20 protein-coding genes and 1 tRNA gene are annotated in these 17,471 nt (G+C 63.6%); 13 read left to right on the plus strand and 8 right to left on the minus strand.

The window, feature by feature from the left end; genetic code table 11:
• Positions 1–2,070: 2,070 nt before the first annotated feature.
• The gene (locus tag BFF94_RS18100) at positions 2,071–2,646 is read right to left on the minus strand and encodes a Panacea domain-containing protein (protein ID WP_128847277.1); all 576 of its coding nucleotides are present in this window, start codon (positions 2,644–2,646) and stop codon (positions 2,071–2,073) included.
• Positions 2,647–2,794: 148 nt separating this feature from the next.
• Between BFF94_RS18100 and BFF94_RS18105 the strand changes: the two genes are divergently transcribed.
• Complete coding sequence (locus BFF94_RS18105) at positions 2,795–3,055, plus strand: pyocin activator PrtN family protein (RefSeq protein ID WP_128847279.1); 261 nt, start codon at positions 2,795–2,797, stop codon at positions 3,053–3,055.
• A 170-nt stretch (positions 3,056–3,225) separates the two neighbouring features.
• On the opposite strand, the gene BFF94_RS18110 is transcribed toward BFF94_RS18105, so the two are convergent.
• Complete coding sequence (locus tag BFF94_RS18110) at positions 3,226–3,879, minus strand: DUF4145 domain-containing protein (protein WP_246637360.1); 654 nt, start codon at positions 3,877–3,879, stop codon at positions 3,226–3,228.
• 341 nt (positions 3,880–4,220) lie between these two features.
• Here BFF94_RS18110 and BFF94_RS18115 point away from each other — a divergent pair, with 341 nt between their 5' ends.
• Entirely contained in the window at positions 4,221–4,457 is a 237-nt protein-coding gene (locus BFF94_RS18115) for a hypothetical protein (RefSeq protein WP_128847282.1), read from the plus strand.
• A gap of 22 nt (positions 4,458–4,479) precedes the next feature.
• Here BFF94_RS18115 and BFF94_RS18120 read toward each other — a convergent pair whose 3' ends face one another.
• On the minus strand, positions 4,480–5,385 hold the full coding sequence (locus BFF94_RS18120; RefSeq protein WP_128847284.1) for a LysR family transcriptional regulator: 906 nt from the start codon (positions 5,383–5,385) through the stop codon (positions 4,480–4,482).
• Between the two features lie 96 nt (positions 5,386–5,481).
• On the opposite strand from BFF94_RS18120, the gene BFF94_RS18125 reads away from it, so the two are divergent.
• From BFF94_RS18125 to BFF94_RS18155, 7 genes are all read left to right on the plus strand, one after another.
• Complete coding sequence (locus BFF94_RS18125) at positions 5,482–6,432, plus strand: ketopantoate reductase family protein (protein ID WP_128847287.1); 951 nt, start codon at positions 5,482–5,484, stop codon at positions 6,430–6,432.
• On the plus strand, positions 6,429–6,821 hold the full coding sequence (locus BFF94_RS18130; RefSeq protein ID WP_128847290.1) for a VOC family protein: 393 nt from the start codon (positions 6,429–6,431) through the stop codon (positions 6,819–6,821). Before BFF94_RS18125 ends, BFF94_RS18130 begins: the two co-directional genes overlap by 4 nt.
• A 2-nt stretch (positions 6,822–6,823) precedes the next feature.
• On the plus strand, positions 6,824–7,282 hold the full coding sequence (locus BFF94_RS18135) for a MaoC family dehydratase (RefSeq protein ID WP_128847293.1): 459 nt from the start codon (positions 6,824–6,826) through the stop codon (positions 7,280–7,282).
• Positions 7,282–8,499 carry a CaiB/BaiF CoA transferase family protein gene (locus tag BFF94_RS18140; protein ID WP_128847295.1) on the plus strand — a complete coding sequence of 406 codons (1,218 nt, stop codon included), beginning with the start codon at positions 7,282–7,284 and terminating at the stop codon, positions 8,497–8,499. The genes BFF94_RS18135 and BFF94_RS18140 overlap by 1 nt, the downstream gene beginning before the upstream one ends.
• A gap of 2 nt (positions 8,500–8,501) precedes the next feature.
• Positions 8,502–9,335, plus strand: coding sequence for a shikimate dehydrogenase (aroE, locus tag BFF94_RS18145; RefSeq protein WP_128847298.1), 834 nt, complete (start codon positions 8,502–8,504; stop codon positions 9,333–9,335).
• 277 nt (positions 9,336–9,612) lie between these two features.
• Positions 9,613–9,689, plus strand: a tRNA-Met gene (locus BFF94_RS18150).
• Positions 9,690–9,900: 211 nt separating this feature from the next.
• Positions 9,901–10,233, plus strand: a complete 333-nt coding sequence (locus tag BFF94_RS18155) for a hypothetical protein (protein ID WP_128847301.1) — start codon at positions 9,901–9,903, stop codon at positions 10,231–10,233.
• Positions 10,234–10,275: 42 nt separating this feature from the next.
• On the opposite strand, the gene BFF94_RS18160 is transcribed toward BFF94_RS18155, so the two are convergent.
• The gene (locus BFF94_RS18160) at positions 10,276–11,016 is read right to left on the minus strand and encodes an SDR family NAD(P)-dependent oxidoreductase (protein ID WP_128847304.1); all 741 of its coding nucleotides are present in this window, start codon (positions 11,014–11,016) and stop codon (positions 10,276–10,278) included.
• A gap of 115 nt (positions 11,017–11,131) precedes the next feature.
• Here BFF94_RS18160 and BFF94_RS18165 point away from each other — a divergent pair, with 115 nt between their 5' ends.
• A complete protein-coding gene (locus BFF94_RS18165; RefSeq protein WP_219139617.1) occupies positions 11,132–11,755 on the plus strand; it encodes a TetR/AcrR family transcriptional regulator in 624 nt (207 codons plus the stop codon).
• A gap of 47 nt (positions 11,756–11,802) precedes the next feature.
• Here the strand turns inward: BFF94_RS18165 and eco are convergent, their stop codons facing one another.
• Positions 11,803–12,303 (minus strand): serine protease inhibitor ecotin, encoded by a 501-nt coding sequence (eco, locus tag BFF94_RS18170; RefSeq protein ID WP_128845170.1) that lies wholly within the window; start codon positions 12,301–12,303, stop codon positions 11,803–11,805.
• 143 nt (positions 12,304–12,446) lie between these two features.
• On the opposite strand from eco, the gene BFF94_RS18175 reads away from it, so the two are divergent.
• Positions 12,447–12,767 carry a hypothetical protein gene (locus tag BFF94_RS18175; RefSeq protein ID WP_128845168.1) on the plus strand — a complete coding sequence of 107 codons (321 nt, stop codon included), beginning with the start codon at positions 12,447–12,449 and terminating at the stop codon, positions 12,765–12,767.
• Positions 12,768–12,964: 197 nt separating this feature from the next.
• Here the strand turns inward: BFF94_RS18175 and BFF94_RS18180 are convergent, their stop codons facing one another.
• A complete protein-coding gene (locus BFF94_RS18180; RefSeq protein WP_128845165.1) occupies positions 12,965–13,327 on the minus strand; it encodes a hypothetical protein in 363 nt (120 codons plus the stop codon).
• Positions 13,328–13,483: 156 nt separating this feature from the next.
• Here BFF94_RS18180 and BFF94_RS18185 point away from each other — a divergent pair, with 156 nt between their 5' ends.
• Entirely contained in the window at positions 13,484–13,864 is a 381-nt protein-coding gene (locus tag BFF94_RS18185) for a DUF5594 family protein (protein WP_128845162.1), read from the plus strand.
• 185 nt (positions 13,865–14,049) lie between these two features.
• On the plus strand, positions 14,050–15,417 hold the full coding sequence (locus BFF94_RS18190) for an MFS transporter (protein ID WP_219139618.1): 1,368 nt from the start codon (positions 14,050–14,052) through the stop codon (positions 15,415–15,417).
• A gap of 30 nt (positions 15,418–15,447) precedes the next feature.
• Here BFF94_RS18190 and BFF94_RS18195 read toward each other — a convergent pair whose 3' ends face one another.
• Together BFF94_RS18195 and otsA are read right to left on the minus strand one after the other, a co-directional pair.
• The gene (locus BFF94_RS18195) at positions 15,448–16,041 is read right to left on the minus strand and encodes an AAA family ATPase (RefSeq protein ID WP_128845160.1); all 594 of its coding nucleotides are present in this window, start codon (positions 16,039–16,041) and stop codon (positions 15,448–15,450) included.
• A complete protein-coding gene (otsA, locus tag BFF94_RS18200; protein ID WP_128845158.1) occupies positions 16,034–17,455 on the minus strand; it encodes an alpha,alpha-trehalose-phosphate synthase (UDP-forming) in 1,422 nt (473 codons plus the stop codon). Before otsA ends, BFF94_RS18195 begins: the two co-directional genes overlap by 8 nt.
• Positions 17,456–17,471 lie beyond the last annotated feature (16 nt).

Consider the following 17,471-nt stretch of genomic DNA (forward strand, 5'->3'; position numbering starts at 1 on the left):
CATTGGCCACCACATCCTCTCAGTCCCACCGGAACCACCATGACATCAACGACTGAACCACATACTCCGATCTTTCCAGCAGAGAAGCCGGCCACCGACAGCTCTACTCTAACCAACCGGCGAACCCGCACCAGTCCCGAACATGCTGGGTATGTGGATACGTGAACACTGCGCCTTTTGACTGGGACTTCTGCTGCAAGAAATGTTACTCGCGGCTCCCGTAGCACGTCCCGGCAACCAACATCGAAGCTCGCTGCAACTGCAGGCGATCCTTTTGCTTCGGAGTGACTGCACGCCAAACTAAATACAAGTCTATGCTAGTGCGATACTGGCATATCGCGCCCTCAACGATTCAGCCAGAATGCTCCTACTTTGGACAGAAATTTAGCCATCGCTCGCGAAATGGGTCCACCAGAGGTATCGATCTGTATTGAAACTCGACTATCCCCATCAATCAATTATTTAAGATATTCGTAGTTATCTTGGCACTCAAATTTTGCCATCCTGGACGGAGATGGTGGATTTTCGTCAAGATCAAAATCTTTGATGGTTATTGAGTGCGTTTTCCCGCACACGCACCTATGCTGCATAGGTGCCCCCGTCTGTTCCATCAGCTGTATCTGACGGAGAACCCGTGCCTGGTTATTCATTTCTACCCCTGTTTTGAATATCTTCCTGAAACCCCATGGGCGTCTATCAAGTTACAACATCCACGATTGGAGCTCTCCGCCTCACAAGAGCGTAGCGCGATTATCTCAGTTCCGCGTCGACTGACTACCGTTGCGCCCATCGCCTCGCCTGCTGGCTAAACCCTTCGAAACGTCCGAGACAGAGCGAGCCTACAACGCCGAGTAAGCATCGTAAAGGGATTGCCCCATTCGTTTGACATGGGATGCCGCTCTTTGAACCTCAAATATTCCGAAATCTGATGTAGGTGCTGGAGGCCAAGCAGGACGCCGAGGACCGACGGCGGCGATGCCGAGCAGCTCAGAACGAGCTGACATCGGATCGCCGTGCCGTTGAATTACTATTCGAGATCCGCCTACGAACCAATCCGATTTCGTTACTTCCAGTGAGCCTTCACAACGAGGCGCCACTTGATCGGGCCCGCGTTCGCAGGATGCGGGTGATGCGCCTGAGGAGGTAGCGTATTTCCGACGGTGGAAACTGCACTGCCGCCGCATACCTCACATCGGTAGATCCCGGAATAAGGCGTCGAATCTCCTGGAGAGTGTAACAAATCGAACTCTGCCCCGAGCTCCTGAGAGAGATAGTTGCCATCTTTGTAATAAGCCATTTTGGTCTCCTTCCCCATGAGTGGGGATACCAATCGTCGCATAGCTACTTGTCTCATAAATTGCGGTAAACCCTCGCGCGCGTATTTCCTACTAGGTCATTTCCGATGGCCATAACCTGAGTCTTCTTGTTTGCTCTCGACACTCGAGAAATATCGGATCGATGGTATCCAGGCACATCAAGCAACTGCCACATCGATCATCCTGGAAAGCCTCATGCATCGTCGAGGGACCCCTCAAAGCGTGCCACTTCGATAGCATCATGTCTTCAGCAAGATAGAAATGCAGCATCTCGCGCACATGCTCGACGTCAAACGCTAGGATGGGGAATCGTTTATTCGAATGGACTAACGCGCAGAGGACTGCTCTTAGATCGGCAAGCTGAGGATGCTTTTCGGCGTCTTCGACGACTGTTGTAGGCCGTTCTTGATCAACTGAAGTTGTTGTGCCGTAAAGTCCGGTAAATATCCGACGTACAAGCTGTTGTTGATATTAGCTTGAAGGTCTCTGACGAAAATCTCTCGAGCCCGGGCATAGTAGACGTAACTGTCGTGTTGGATGAATGAATGCGATCCTGCGTGGAACACGCACGTCGTGTCGTATGGGATTCCGGTCGGCGGCGTCGAGAAATTCACGACACATACGCAGTCTTGGCTCCCCATGTTCGGGAAGGGCATCGGATCGTTCAGAATCACAAAAAGGTGGCTGTGATTTCCGGGGCCGCTCGGAGCCAAGAATGCTGCGCCGGCATGGATTGCCCAGCCGTTCGGCGTACTCACGCGTGTGTGAGTACGGCGTTTATTTGAGCGATTTCGCCAAGGCGAGACATGATTTCTGTAATCTCGGGATCCGAATAATTCAGCTCTCGGAGCAAGCGCTTATGTGATACCTCGGTTGGATTGCCCTGCTTGTCAGTCCATTCATGACAGGACATATGGAGATAGTCGGTCAACGCGAAATGGTTGCGCTCACCGAATTTTTCCCATATCGAATCGAGGATTGCGATTTCCGCGTTGCTGAGCTTCGTCGAGTGATCAAAATACTCTTCGGGGGTCTCGGACATTATCGGCCTGCGAACCTCGACCTCATGATTCGCAAGGTAGGAAATGCGATCTTCCCAGCCAGCAACGTCCCCAGCTAAACGCTGATATGTCGCGAATAAAACTGGGGATGTCTCGAAAACTTGCAGTTGGTCGCCGGTCAGCGGCTCCGCATGTTGAGCGAATGATTCCCGCTCTGCGAGATAGAGGAGACGATTCAACTTCACCACATTCATCGGGGCACGAGCGCGGACGAGCAGATACATCGCGGCATCTACGGCCTTCCTCTCATCGTACAAGTGCGAGAACATGGAACCTCCTAGCCGTCAATAGGCTTTGGTGTGAGCGTACCGAGGTCGCAACGCTCTGTCCATAGGGTTAACGGTCGCAGTCGCGCAAAATTGACATGCTGCGGTTAACAGTTTCGACCCTAAATAATGCCCCCAGAATGGACAACTGATGAACACCGTTTTCCTGCTGATGGCCCAGTACAACGCGACTGCGATCGTCCCGATAGAACTCGTCTGCAGGGACTATTTCAGCCCCATGACGGTGCAGACGCTCGTACGCAAGATCTCCGCGGGCGAGATTCCACTCCCCCTGATCCGGATGGAAAAGTCGCAAAAATGCGCGAAGGGCGTCCACATTCAGGATCTAGCGAACTACATCGACGAGCGACGTGCTGCCGCGCTGAAGGAGTGTCAGCAGTTGCGATGCTAGCTCGCCGATACCCGATAGAATATCGGATCGATGACAGCGAGCACATTTGCGACCGTCGAGTCGAGCAACTACTCGCGGCGCGCGCTTCGCTCCACACGCGCGCGAAGTCGTCGAATTTGGTCATCCAACGACCTTGTGTTCATTAGCGAAGTCCTCGTCCCGCGAGACTCTTACTTCATCGGCGGTTTACCTGCGGCGGCAAGTTTCGCGTCGAGCGCTGCACGCCGCTGGCGCGCCTTTTCTGGCTGGACGTAGAAGAAATCGAACAGTTCTTCCAGCACATCAAGATTCCATTCCGCTTCGTGCGGCTCGACAGGCAAGATCTGGTTGGTGCTCGAATCCTTCATAGGGTGGGCAGCAAAGTTCCCGATATTACGAATCGCGTCAACATTATCAGCCAACGCAGCAGGAAGGATTTTCGCGTCCAGCACTGCTTGGATAGCCGGCGCCAAATCCTTCTGCGCGAAGCCATTCTCACGGAGGACAAATTGCAGACAGCGTCGACTTAACGCAGCGGATGCTTTGGGACTGTCGCCCCGGACCGCGCACGCTTCGTGGTAATCCTCTGCAATATGTGCTGGCACCTCGGCCGGTGCCCGCAACCGCCCGGAAGACTTCGGATACGAAAGCAAAGGGCCAACCTCTGGCTTCGATGTGGCCGCCTGGCCATGCAGGTAGATGATTGCGTCGTCACAAGCGGGGCAAGTCATATATATGACCGACCATTGGCGAGATCCGACCGTGTTCCACCAATGCTGCCCCCCGTTTACCTTTTCTTCCTTAAACCCAGGATGAACTTCAACTGCGCAATTCGGACACTTCATGTTTAGTGATCCCGTAGCTTTAATTGTTCGTTTACCGTGCCCTAAACGGGGCAGCAAGACAAGAGCGGCCGAAGCAGCTGCCTTTTTAGTGGGTTCTTTGGCGGGTTGAGTAGAACAACAACGCGAAATCATTGTCAATAAACGGTGATTAGCGGCGCCACCGCTTCCGCCTCGATCTGCTCGTTCTGGGGTCGTTTTGGAGGTCTTTCCGGATCACCTTCCCTCCCATCCCTTATCTGTCATGTAGACGTGAATTCTGTCGGGGACCAGCCAAGGTCCAAACCATCCCCAAGATTCACAAGAAACTCCCCGCTTACGCCCGTCTGGCGACGCTCCAGCGCATGAAGATGCCAGACCCGCACATCGTGCCGCTGTCGCGACAGTCACTCGACGTGCTCGCCCCGCTCCGCGCACTCAACGGCCAGCATCGCTTCGAGTTCCACAGCGTACTGTCGCTGACCGCCTCTTCCCGCCTGCTCATCGGCACACTCAACCAACAACATCCGCCCGCGTTCGAACCGACATCCGATCGTCAAGAACCGGTTCTTTCGACGAACATCACTCGAGACCCGGCTTGATGCGAACGCCATAGACTGCCACTCAGCGCGAAGCACCGAACAATTGAATCACAAGGCCGCGCAGCCAGCGATTGCCCGCCTCGTGGTGATATCGCGCGTGCCAGTGCTGCCGTACCGCAAACCCCTCGACCGGGATCGGGCATGCATGAACGGCCAGATCATTGGTCTGAGCCAGCGTCTCGCCGATATGACGGGGCAGCGTCGTGATCAGGTCGGTGGTCTGAACGATCGCCCCCAAACCCAGAAATCCCGGTAATTCCAGCACCACGTCGCGCTCGATGCGCTCCCGCATCAGCGCCTGCTCGAGAAGCTGCGCGCCCGTTCCGGCCGTAATGGCGACATGGCTCTCGGCACGATACTGCTTCCCCCCGAGACGACCGCGAATTCTGGGGTGATGCCGATTGACCAGGCACACCCAGTCCTGGTCGTACAGCTTCTGCTGATAAATACCGCCGCCGAGCCACGGCACATAGCCTATCGCGAGATCGGCTTCGCCGGATTCGAGCGCGCGTTCCGTGTTGCCGTCGATCCGCGCGGCTTCCAGCCGGACGCCGGGCGCCTGCGCACGGACATGAGCCAGCAGCCGCGGAAGCAGCGTGACGTGGCTCGCGTCGGTCATGCAGATACGAAACCGCCGCCGGGCCGTCGCCGGATCGAACGCAATCTCCCACGCAGCGAAGCGCCGCAGAGACTCGAGGATTTCCCGGCACGGCCCGATGAGCGCGTCGGCCTGAGGCGTCGGCGCCATGCCACCCGGCGTTCGAATGAACAGTGGATCGTGAAGGTATTCCCGCAAGTGCCCGAGCCAGATACTGACCGTCGGCTGGCTCTGGCCGAGCTGCTCGGCCACGCGCGTGACGCTGCGCACGTCGTACAGAAGATCGAAAAGCTGGAGCAGCTTCAGGTCGGGCAGATCGGCGGGAATCATGGCGTTATTGTCTGTCGCAATAGCATCATTGTAGACATTGCATTGCCGGCATGAGCGGCGACTCCTATCGTACGGTGACACGTCAAGGAGAAGTCATTGAAAATTGCGATTCTGGGTGCCGGCGCACTGGGCTGCGCGATCGGAGCCACCCTCACCGAAGGCGGTCACGAGACCTGGCTGATCGACCGCTCGCCCGCGCACGTCGATGCGATGCGTCGCGACGGCCTGCGGGTCGACGACGCCGGCGGCTCCCGGCACGTGCGCGTCCATGCGACGACGCAAGCGGCCGAAGTCGGCGCAGCCGATCTGGTGATCGTGCTGGTCAAGTCGTTCCACACCGAGACGGCCATTCGCGGCGCGCAAGCGCTGGTGGGGCCGGATACGCTGGTGCTTTCGCTGCAGAACGGCCTCGGGCATGAGGACATCCTGGCCGACGTCGTCGGCCGCGAACGCGTGCTCGCGGGCAAAACCTACGTCGGAGGCGTGCTGCGCGGGGCGGGTCACATCGAGTCCGGCGTGGTCGGCAAGTACACCTATATCGGCGAGCTCGACGGCCGCATCACGCCGCGCATCCAGGCGATCGCCAACGCGCTCGATACTGCCGGCCTTGCCACGACGATCAGCGACAACATCGTAGGCACGATGTGGGACAAGCTGCTGGTGAACGTCGCGACGGGCGCGCTGACCGGCGTCACCGGTCTGACCTATGGGCAGCTCTATGACGAACCGCTGCTGAAGGCAACGGCGCTCGCCGCCGTATCCGAGGCGATCGCGGCCGCGCAGGCGGCCGGCGTGAAGCTGTCGATGACCGATCCCGAACAAGCCTGGACGCTCGCCGCCGAGGGTCTGCCCACCGCCTTCAAGACCTCGATGCTGCAAAGCCTGGAGAAAGGCTCGATCACCGAGATCGACTTCATCAACGGTTCGGTCGTGCGCTGGGGACAGCGGTACGGCGTGCCGACCCCGGTCAATGCGACGCTCGTCGCCTGCATCAAGGGGATCGAGCGCGCAATGACCGATCGTCAACGCGAGGAGGCTGCCGCGTGAATACCCCAAGAGCCTATCTGGAACACGTTGCCATCTGGGTGAAGGACATCCATTGGCACATCCGCTTCTTCAGGGAAGTCCTCGGCATGACTCTGCGCGAAGTGGACGGCACGCTCGACGCTCCCCGGCAGTACTGGACGCTCGGCGGCATGCAGTTCATCCACGCGCCGGAACATGACGGCCCGGAAGGCCGGCTCGCCCATCTGGGCGTGATGTGCGAAGACCTCGAGGCCGCGCTGGCCGCGGCACAACGATTCGGCGTGGCGGAAATGCCGCAGGGGCGCAACTGGCTTCGCCTGCCGGACGGTCTTGCCGTCGAACTGATTCAAGCCAAACCCGCCTCCTGCGTCGCGCATGCGCTGGCGATCAACCCACGCGCGGAGGCGTGACCATGACGATCGTCGAAAAATACTGGGACGACGCTCGCGAGGGCGACGAATGCACGAGTCCGACCTACACGGTGACCAAGGCGCGCATTCTCGCCTACGCCGACCTCACCGGCGACCATACGCCCGTCCACGTGGACGAGGACTACGCGAACGCCAGCCACTTCGGCTGCCTCGTCGCGCACGGGCTGTTCGGCCTGTCCATCGCCGATGGCTTGAAGACGCAGAGCGACTATCGCTTTCTGCCGGGCATGTCGCTCGGCTGGTCATGGGATTTCCTGTTGCCCATCAAGGTCGACGACGTGCTGCACGTACTGTTCCGCGTCGGCTCGATGCGAGCGAGCAAGAGCCGCCCGGGCTGGGGCATCGTCGTGCTGCCGTCGGAACTGATCAATCAGGACGGCCAGGTCGTCCAACGCGGCGAACATCGCCTGATGGTGCCGCGCCGTCCGGGAGCGTTCTGATGCAAGCCCGTCCCCTCGAAGGCATTCGCGTCGTCGACTACAGCCATTTCCTCGCCGGCCCCTATGTCGGGCGGTGCCTCGCGGCACTCGGCGCCGAAGTGATCAAGGTCGAGCGCCCCGGCACCGGCGACGCCGGACGCCAGCACGCGACCGTGCTCGACGATCAGCAAAGCGGTTATTTCCTGCAGCTCAACATGGGCAAGCGCGGCGTGAGCGTCAACATGAAGGACGCGCGCGGCAAGGCATTCATGCAGCGACTGTGCGACTCGGCGGACGTGTTCATCGAGAACTACCGACCAGGCGCGCTGGACAAACTCGGGCTGGGTCATGCCGAATTGTCGGCGCGTAATCCGGGCCTCGTCTACTGCTCGATTTCGGCGTACGGACACACCGGTCCCGACGCGCATCGCGCAGGCTTCGGGCTGATCGCCGAGGCCAAGAGCGGCATCATGCAGATGGTCGGCACGCCGGGCGAGCGGCCGCCGCTGCTGCGCATCTCGCTGGGCGACATGTACACCGGCATTCATGCGGTCGCGGCCATCAATGCCGCGTTGCTGGGGCGCGTGAAGAGCGGTCGCGGGCAGCACATCGACATGGCGCTGTACGACACGCTGGTATCGATGCACGAATACGCGGTGCAGTGCTACACGCTGCAAGGTGTGCTGCCGGAGCAGACCGGGCACGACATGCCGACCTCGACGCTCTATGGCGTGTTCCGCGCGGCGGACGGCGATCTCGTGATCGCCGCGCAAGTCGACGACGCGTGGAAACGCTTCGCCGCGCTGATCGAAGCGCATGGCGGCCCGGCAGGCTTCGGTGCCGACACGCGATTTCACGACAGCGTCGGACGCAACGCGCACCGCTCGGAGATCCTGTCGGTGGTCGAGCCGTGGGTGGCTGCCCGTTCCGTCGCGTCGGTACTCGAACTGCTGGATCACATCGACGTTCCATGCGCGAAGGTGCAACGCATCGACGAGGTGCTGGCCGATCCGCAGATCCAGGCAAGAGGCATGATCGTCGAGCATCAGCATCCGCGCTATGGAACGCTGCGCCTGCCTAACCTTCCGTTCCGGTTCTCCGATTGCGATACGACGATTCGCGACGTCGCACCCGATCTCGGGCAGCACAACGCCGAAGTCGCGCATTCACTCGGATTCGATCCCGCCGAAATCGACGCGATGCAGGCCGATGGCGTGCTCTATTCAAAAGCGAGCTAACGATGACTGACCAGTACGCAGTGATCGGCAATCCGATCGGACACACGAAATCTCCGCTGATTCACGGCCTCTTCGCGCAAGAAACGCGGCAGGACATGAGCTATGCGGCCATCGAGGGGCCGGTCGAGCCGGAGGGCGCCTTTGCCGGCGTGGTGCGGGCATTCGCCGCGAGCGGCGGCAAGGGCATCAACATCACCGCCCCGTTCAAGCTCGAAGCTTTCGCGATGTCGGACGAACGAAGCGAGCGCGCGGAACTGGCGGGAGCGGCCAACGCGCTCAAGTTCGACGGCGGCCGCATTCTGGCCGACAACTTCGACGGAATCGGGCTGGTCCGCGATATCGAAGTCAACCTCGGCCTCCCGATGGCCGGCAAGCGCGTGCTGCTGCTCGGTGCGGGCGGCGCAGCCCGCGGTGCGCTGCTGCCTTTCCTCGAAGCCGTACCGGCCGAGATGGTCATCGCGAATCGCGACGTCGACAAAGCACGTGCACTGGCCGCGCAGGTCGCCGGACACGGTTCGCTCGTAGCCAGCAGCTACGCCGACCTGGCTCGGATGGGACGTTTCGACCTGGTGGTCAATGCGACGTCGGCGAGCCTGACCGGTGACCTGCCGCCGGTCCCGCCGAGCGTGTTCAGCCCGGACGGCACTGCCTATGAACTCGCTTACGGCAAGCGTCTGACGCCTTTTCTCCGACTCGCAAAAAATGCGGGGGTGCACGGGATCGCGGATGGCGTCGGCATGTTGGTCGAACAGGCAGCCGAAGCGTTCGCCTGGTGGCGTGGCGTACGTCCCCAGACCAGCTCGGTGATTGATCGGCTTGCGGTACCCTTCGACTGAACCCGCGATGGAGATCCGGATGCTGCACGGCATCCCATCACTGCAAGTTCGGCAAGCGCTATGACGGTAGCGGCCTCTTGTTGCCGATTACGCCTGCAGCAGGCCTGCGCTGGATTCTCAAGTATCGCGTCGACAACAGGAAGAAGAGCCTGGCGTCGACGCAGATCGGGCAACGGCAGCACCCGGCTGCAGACATCCACAATCAAATCGTCAAGCTCGGTTCGGCGTGGACGAAGGATCGGTTGACTCTCCATCGCGATGCACGTACACTTCGCGTCGCGGGGTGGAGCAGTCTGGCAGCTCGTCGGGCTCATAACCCGAAGGTCATAGGTTCAAATCCTATCCCCGCAACCAAACACCGAAGCCCGCTCTGCGAAAGCAAGCGGGCTTTTTGCTGTTCGTCTGTTCAGGAATGTTGCTTGCGTGTGTTGCCACACGCGATTGGCAGTGCAATCAAGCCATCGCCATGACATGCGACACGCGATCGCACCCTGCCGGCTCACCGCGGACATGCACCGAACATTGCGTAGAATTCCGAACCTTCTTCAGCATACGGACTTCTCCGATGATTCGAACGATCGCGGCACTGGCCGCGCTTTCAGCGATGACCGGCACAGCAAATGCCGCCAATACCGGCACGGCCCCCGCTAAACAGCACTACGTCAGCCCGGGCATCGCCAACGTCACAGCCGCAGCAGCACCGCGCCAGGAAGCCGCATCCCCCGACGCCCGCTGCCGGGAACTGGCCGCAGGCATCGACGCAGTCACACATGCACCCGACCGCGGCCGGAAGGTCGTGCGCGGGATCGGCCCGGACGGCAAGCCGCGCTACGAACTGCGCGCTTACGACAAGCGGGCCGACCTCGAAACCGAGCATCAACGGCTCGGCTGCCGATAACGAACGCAACGCCGCCCGGCAAATCGCGCCGGGCATCGGCGCTTACGCGTTCGCGCCGCCATCGATCGTCAACCCGGTCCCGTTGATCGACCGCCCTTCCGGCCCGACGACGAATGCAACGAGCGCCGCCACGTCATCGGCCTTGCCGTACTGCGGAATCGCCATCCGCGAACGCTGCGCACTTGCATGTTCGCCGTCGGCCGGATTCATGTCGGTATCCGTCGAACCCGGATGCACGATATTGACCGTGATGCCGCGCGAACCGAGATCGCGCGCGAGCCCCTGCGTCCACCCGATCAACGCGGCCTTGCTCGCCGCATAGAGGCCCATCCCCGCATCCGGCACGCGCGTCGCGAGACAACTGCCGGTCGACACGATGCGCCCGCCCTCCCCGAGATGCCGCGCCGCCGCCTGCGACGCGACGATCACCGCGCGCACGTTCACGTTCAGCGTCGCGTCGATATCGTCGAGCGTGAGGTCGTCCAGCGCGCCGGCCCGGAAAATCCCCGCGTTGTTGACCAGGATGTCGAGGCCGCCGAACGCCTCCGCGGCACGATCGACCGCGTTGCGCACGGCAACCGGATCGGCACTGTCTGCCTGGATCGCAATGGCGCGGCGGCCCAGCGCCTCGATGCCCGCGACGACGGCCTGCGCCCGTTCGGCCGATTTTTCATAGGTGATCGCAACGTCCGCGCCATCGGCCGCCAGCCGTTTCGCAATCGCCGCACCGATGCCGCGGCTGCCGCCCGTGATGAGTGCACGCTTGCCCTGAAGTCGGTTCATGTCGGTTCCTTTCCTCATTTATGTAACGACCGACACAGAATGTGGCAAGTTGCGCGGCACAGTCAATTGATTTATTTTATCGATCGATACAGATATCGACGAAGGAACGGACGCAATGGCTGAACGGGGCCGACCGAGAAGCTTCGACAAGGAAGCGGCGCTGGATCGCGCAATGGAGGTGTTCTGGCGCCTCGGCTACGAGGGCGCGTCGATGGCGGACCTGACGGCCGCGATGGGCATCGCGTCGCCGAGCCTGTATGCGGCGTTCGGCAGCAAGGAAGCGTTGTTCCGGCAGGCGCTCGAGCACTACAGCGCAACGGAGGGACGGGAAATCTGGGATGGTGTCGAACAGGCCGGCAGCGCGCACGATGCCGTGCGGAACTACCTGATGGATACCGCACGCGTGTTCACGCGAAGGTCGAAGCCGGCCGGCTGCCTGATCGTGCTGTCCGCGCTGCATCCGGCCGAGCGTTCCGATACGGTCCGGCAAACGCTGATCGCGATGCGCGAGCGCACGGTCGAGGATCTGCGTGAGCGCCTCAGGCAAGGCGTCGCGACCGGCGAGATCTCCACGCAAGCGAACCTCGACGCGATCGCGCGGTACTACGTAACGGTTCAGCAGGGCATGTCGATCCAGGCGCGCGACGGCGCGAGCCGCCGCGATCTGGAGGCCGTCGCGCAGGCCGCGCTGGCTGCGTGGCCGGCGCTCGTCGGGGCAAGCGGCGCGGGCGGCGCGTAGCGGCAGGACGCCGCGGCCGCGCGCGGCCGCGCCTGCGCGTTGCTGCGTTACTGCTTCACCGCGTGCTGCACGTCCTTCGACGCATGCCACACGCGATAGCGCACCTCGAAGCCGTCCGGCACATAAACGACGAGCGGCAGGCGGCTGTTGTAGCGCAGCAGCTGGCCGTCGCCGCGCACCTGCACGAACCGTTGCTGCGGCGCCTGGCCCGGGCACGCCATCAGCGTCGACGCCGGCCCCTTCACATCAGTGAGCCGGTAGTACGTATAGCCCCAGCCCTTCACGTCCTCGGCGGTCAGCTCGCCGCCGAACCACTGCTGGTTGCAGTCGGTCTGCAGCGTCTTGCCGATCATCAGCTCGACACGCGCATCGCCCTCGTTCTCGAGCGCGGGCAGCGCAATCACGGCGCGCTGCTGGCCGGCCGCTGCCTGCGGAAACATCTTGATCGACTCGGCCGGCACGGCGGGCGCCGATGCGGGGCTCGCCACGCACGCGGCGGCAGTCGTTACGCAGAAAGCGGCCAGCGCGGCCCGGATCGCGAATTTCATCGATGTGCTCCTGAAAAACAAATGAGCCCCGGATGCTAACACTTTCGCCGGAGGACCTTACGACGCTGTAATTTGACGACACAATTCCGAACAACCGGCAATCCCCATGCGCGGTACTTATACGGGAATCAACGGAGAACATCATGCTGAAGCTCATTGCTGCCGCCGGCGTCGCGACCCTGCTGGCCGGCTGCGTCGTCGCCCCGGACGCCGGATACGGCTACGGGCAGCCCTACTATTCCGATCCCGGCTACGCGTACGCCCCGTCCCCCGTGTACGGCACGGTCAACATCTGGGGCGGTGGCGGCGGGCGCGACTGGGATCGCGGCCGGCGCGACTACCACCACTGGGACGGCGATCGCGGCAACCGCGGCAACGGCTGGGGACGCGGCGGCGAACGCCGCGGCGACTGGAACGATGGCGGCGGCGGGCGCGGCGACGGTGACGGCGGTCATCGCCACTGACGCACAATTGCAACCGTTTGTATCCACGCACGGCCCGCCGATGGCCGGCGGCGCATCACGCAGGCGAACGGACGACCGCACAAAAACGAAGGCCCTCGCACGAAGCGAGGGCCTTTTGTCGTCCGGCCCGGCGAAGCGAACGCCGGTCGATGCCGGCCGTCCGGCACCGAACCCGGTCACGCGTCGCGGCCGCCCGCTTACCAGCCGGCCGGTTGCGCGTAGCCGCGCGACACCGGCGCACCGCACACATACGCGCGCTGGTAGCGGTCGTAGCAATAGGTCGGGCCGTCGTCCTGGTACTGCGCCTGCTGGTAGGTCGGATAGGCAGGCGGCTGGTACGCAGGCGCCTGGTAGTACGTCGGCGGCTGATAGGCCGGAGCCTGGTACGCGGGCGCCTGATACACGACGGGCGGATTCATCGCGGACGTCACGATCGCGCCCAGCACCGCGCCGCCGATCAATGCGCCGATGATGGCACCACCGTCGCGGCCATGCGCGGACGCCGGGCCCGCCACGGCGAGCGAACCGGCGAGGACACACACTGCGGCAATCTTTTTCATGATGATCTCCCACGCGAAGTGGTACTGGATGCGATGCATTGTGGCGGCACGCGGCCGTAATAGATGCAGCAAGTGGTAACGCGCCATTACCGGTATCACGCACACCGAAACGCAGTGTCGCCGTGCTACGATTTTCGGCACACAGGAGACGCCTTCATGCAGCCCGAAACCGCCCGCCGTTTCGATACCGAATTCGCGCCGCGCATCGCGCAGGCGATCGCCGCCTTCTTCGCCGCTCACGTGCTGGCCGACGTCGTCCCGTACGGCGGGCACGGGCACCCGACGCGCGTGCAGATCCGCAGCGCGCCGCACGAGCACGTAAGCGGCTTCGTGCATCCGCTGAACCTCGAGCTGACCTGGGACACCGACGAAATCGAACGGCTGATGGAGCCGGACGGTCCGCAGCGCTTCGAGCACTATCTGGCCGCGCTGCCGAAAAAACTGGGCGCATGGCAGGGTGCGCGCGACATCGATCTCGCGTCGCGCACGCAGGCCGCCCCGCTCGTTCGGCTCGGCGGTCTCGACTTCGAAGGCTGAGTGCCCGCGCCGGCCGGCAGCCGGGCATGCCGGCGTCGCGCAATACGGCCCGGTGATACACTCGACCGGCCCCGTTCCGGTGCTGCCGCGCCGGCCGGGCCGTTCATCGCCGCCTCCACCCTTCCGCATGGTTGCGCACGCAACCGGCAACCGGGCGCGCGGACAACCACGCTTTCGCTCCCGCCATGAACGCCGATACCGGCTTGCCGCTTCCGCAACGCTACTGGGCGATCGTCTGCGTCGCACTGGGCATCACGCTCGCCGTGCTCGACGGCGCCATCGCGAACGTCGCGCTGCCGACGATCGCGCGCGACCTGCACGCGTCCGACGCATCATCGATCTGGATCGTCAACGCGTACCAGCTTGCGGTCACGATCACGCTGCTGCCGCTCGCGTCGCTCGGCGAGCGCATCGGTTATCGCCGGATCTACATCGGCGGGCTCGCGCTGTTCACCGCGGCATCGCTCGGCTGCGCGCTCGCCGGCTCGCTGCCGATGCTGGCCGTGATGCGCGTGATCCAGGGTTTCGGCGCGGCCGGCATCATGAGCGTCAACGCGGCGCTCGTGCGGATGATCTACCCGTCGTCGATGCTCGGGCGCGGGCTGTCGATCAACGCGATGGTGGTGGCGCTGTCGTCGGCGATCGGGCCGACGGTCGCGTCCGCGATCCTGTCGTTCGCGTCGTGGCCGTGGCTCTTCGCGGTCAATGTGCCGATCGGCATCGCCGCGGTATTCGGCAGCCTGCGCGCGCTGCCGGCCAACCCGCTGCACGACGCACCGTACGATTTCGCAAGCGCGTTGATGAACGCGTGCGTGTTCGGCCTGCTGATCACAGCCGTCGACGGGCTCGGCCACGGCGAAGGCCATGCGTATGTCGCGGCCGAGCTGGCCGTCGCGTTCGTCGTCGGCTACTTCTTCGTGAAGCGCCAGTTGTCGCAGCCGGCGCCGCTGCTGCCCGTCGACCTGATGCGCATCCCGATGTTCGCGCTGTCGATCTACACGTCGATGGCGTCGTTCACGTCGCAGATGCTCGCGTTCGTCGCACTGCCGTTCTGGCTGCAGAACTCGCTCGGCTTCTCGCAGGTCGAGACGGGCCTCTACATGACGCCGTGGCCGCTCGTGATCGTGTTCGCCGCGCCGCTCGCGGGCGTGCTGTCGGACCGCTATTCGGCCGGCATCCTCGGCGGGATCGGGCTCGCGCTGTTCGCGGCCGGGCTGCTGTCGCTCGCGACGATCGGCGCGCACCCGGGCACCATCGACATCGTGTGGCGGATGGCGCTGTGCGGCGCGGGCTTCGGGCTGTTCCAGTCGCCGAACAACCGCGCGATGCTCTCGTCGGCGCCGCGCGAGCGCAGCGGCGGCGCGGGCGGCATGCTGAGCACCGCGAGACTGAGCGGGCAGACGCTCGGCGCCGCGCTCGTCGCGCTGATTTTCGGGCTCTCGCCTGATCACGGGCCGACGATCGCGCTCTATGTCGCCACGGCATTCGCGGCGGTGGCCGCGGTCGTCAGCATGCTGCGCATCGCGTCGCCGCGGCCGGACGCGGCGACCTGACACCGCCGCGCGCCGCATGCGAGACATGCGTCATGCGGCGTCGAGCATGTCCGTCACGAAGCGCACGCGCGCCTTCACGCTCACGCGCGGCAACTCGATCAACCGGTAGCCGTACGACGTGTAGCAATCGACCATCGCGTCGTAGGTGCGCACGGCTTCCGCGAAATCCTGCCGGCGCTCGGTGTCCTGCGCATAGATGTCGGGCCACGGCGGCGCGATGAATACGCGCCGGTGATAGCGGAAACGGCGGACCGCGGCTTCCGCGTGCGCAGGCACCGCCAGGCCCGTCAGCCGCAGGTAGCCGACCACGTCCGGCACACCGCGATCGAAGAACACGGGCCCGCACGCGTGCCGCGCGAGATGGTACGAGCGCATCTCCCAGCTCAGCATCAGCTCGGCGAATGCGGCCGGGTCGCGCCACGGCAGCGCGTGACCGTCGACCGCCACCTGGTCGCGAATCACGCCTCGCCCTGCTTCCTGCGAGCGCGCGAAACCGGCGCGCTCGAGCGCGTCGAGCAACGTGCTCTTGCCCGAGCCCGGGCCGCCCGTCACGACGAAGAAGCGGCCGGTGGCGTCGTCGGTCGCGTCGTCCTCGGCACCCGTGCCCTGCGCGCACTCACGCATGCGCAACCCGCCGGCCCGCGCGCTGCGTGACCGACGCGGCCGCCGCGACACTGCGCAAGTCGGCGACGAACGTGTCGCGCCAGACCGACAGGTCGTTCTCGTGCAGTCGCGCGAGGTTCTCCTCGTGGCGCGCCTGCCGCTCCGCGAGCGGCATCGACAGCGCGCGCTCGAGCGCCTCGGCCATCTGCGACAGGTCGTACGGATTGACGAGCAGCGCGCCGGTCAGCTCGGCCGCCGCGCCCGCGAACTCCGACAGCACGAGCACGCCCGGATCCGCCGGATCCTGCGACGCGACGTATTCCTTCGCGACCAGGTTCATCCCGTCGCGCAGCGGCGTCACGTAGCCCACCTGCGACATCCGGAAGAACGCCATCAGCAGGTTGCGCTCGTACTTGCGGTTCAGGTACTGGATCGGCGTCCAGTCGAGTTGCGAAAAGCGCCCGTTGATGCGGCCGGCCTCGCCTTCGAGCGTTTCGCGAATGTCCTGGTAGGTCTGCACGTCGGAACGCGTCGGCGGCGCGATCTGCACGAGCGACACGCGCCCCTGCCAGCCCGGCGCGTTCGCGAGCATCCGCTCGAACGACTGGAAGCGCTCGACGAGCCCCTTCGAATAATCGAGACGGTCGACGCTCATCACGAGCTTGCGGCCGTCGAGCGCCTCGCGCAGCATCTTCACCGGCTTGCGGGCACCGCACTGGACGGCCGCCTGCGCGATCGCGTCGGGATGCACGCCGATCGGATAGGCGGCGACCTTCACGACGCGGCCGTGCGCGTGCAGCATCCCGTCGTCGCTCGCCGCGCCGATCCCGCGCCGCACGAGGTAGTCGGTGAATGCCTGCTTGTCGGCCTCGGTCTGGAAGCCCGCGACGTCGTACGCGCACATGAACTTCACGAGTTCCTCGTGCGGCGGCACAAGGCGCAGCATGTCGGGCGACGGAAACGGGATGTGCAGGAAGAAGCCGATCGGGTTCTTCACGCCGAACTCGCGCAGATAATGCGCGAACGGCAGTAGATGGTAGTCGTGTACCCAGATCAGGTCGTCGGGCCGCAGCAATGCGGCGAGCTGCTTCGCAAGCATCGCGTTCACGCGCAGATAGCCTGCGTACTCCTGACGGTCGAAGCGCGCGAGATCGCCGCGGTAATGGAACACCGGCCACAGCGTCGCGTTCGAAAAGCCGCGGTAGTACTGGTCGTAGTCGCGCCGGGTCAGACCGACCGTCGCGTACGTGACGTTGCCGTCCCGCTGGATCGCGGGTTCGGCGTCGGGCGCACCGACGATCTCGCCGTTCCAGCCGAACCAGACGCCGCCGGTTTCCTTCAGCGCGTCCATCACGCCGACGGCCAGGCCGCCCGCGCTCGGGCGCGTGTCTTCGCCGGCGGCGACACGATTCGATACCACGATCAATCTGCTCATGCGGCTTCCCCTCCTC

This window comes from Burkholderia catarinensis (assembly GCF_001883705.2).
GTDB classification, from domain to species: domain Bacteria; phylum Pseudomonadota; class Gammaproteobacteria; order Burkholderiales; family Burkholderiaceae; genus Burkholderia; species Burkholderia catarinensis.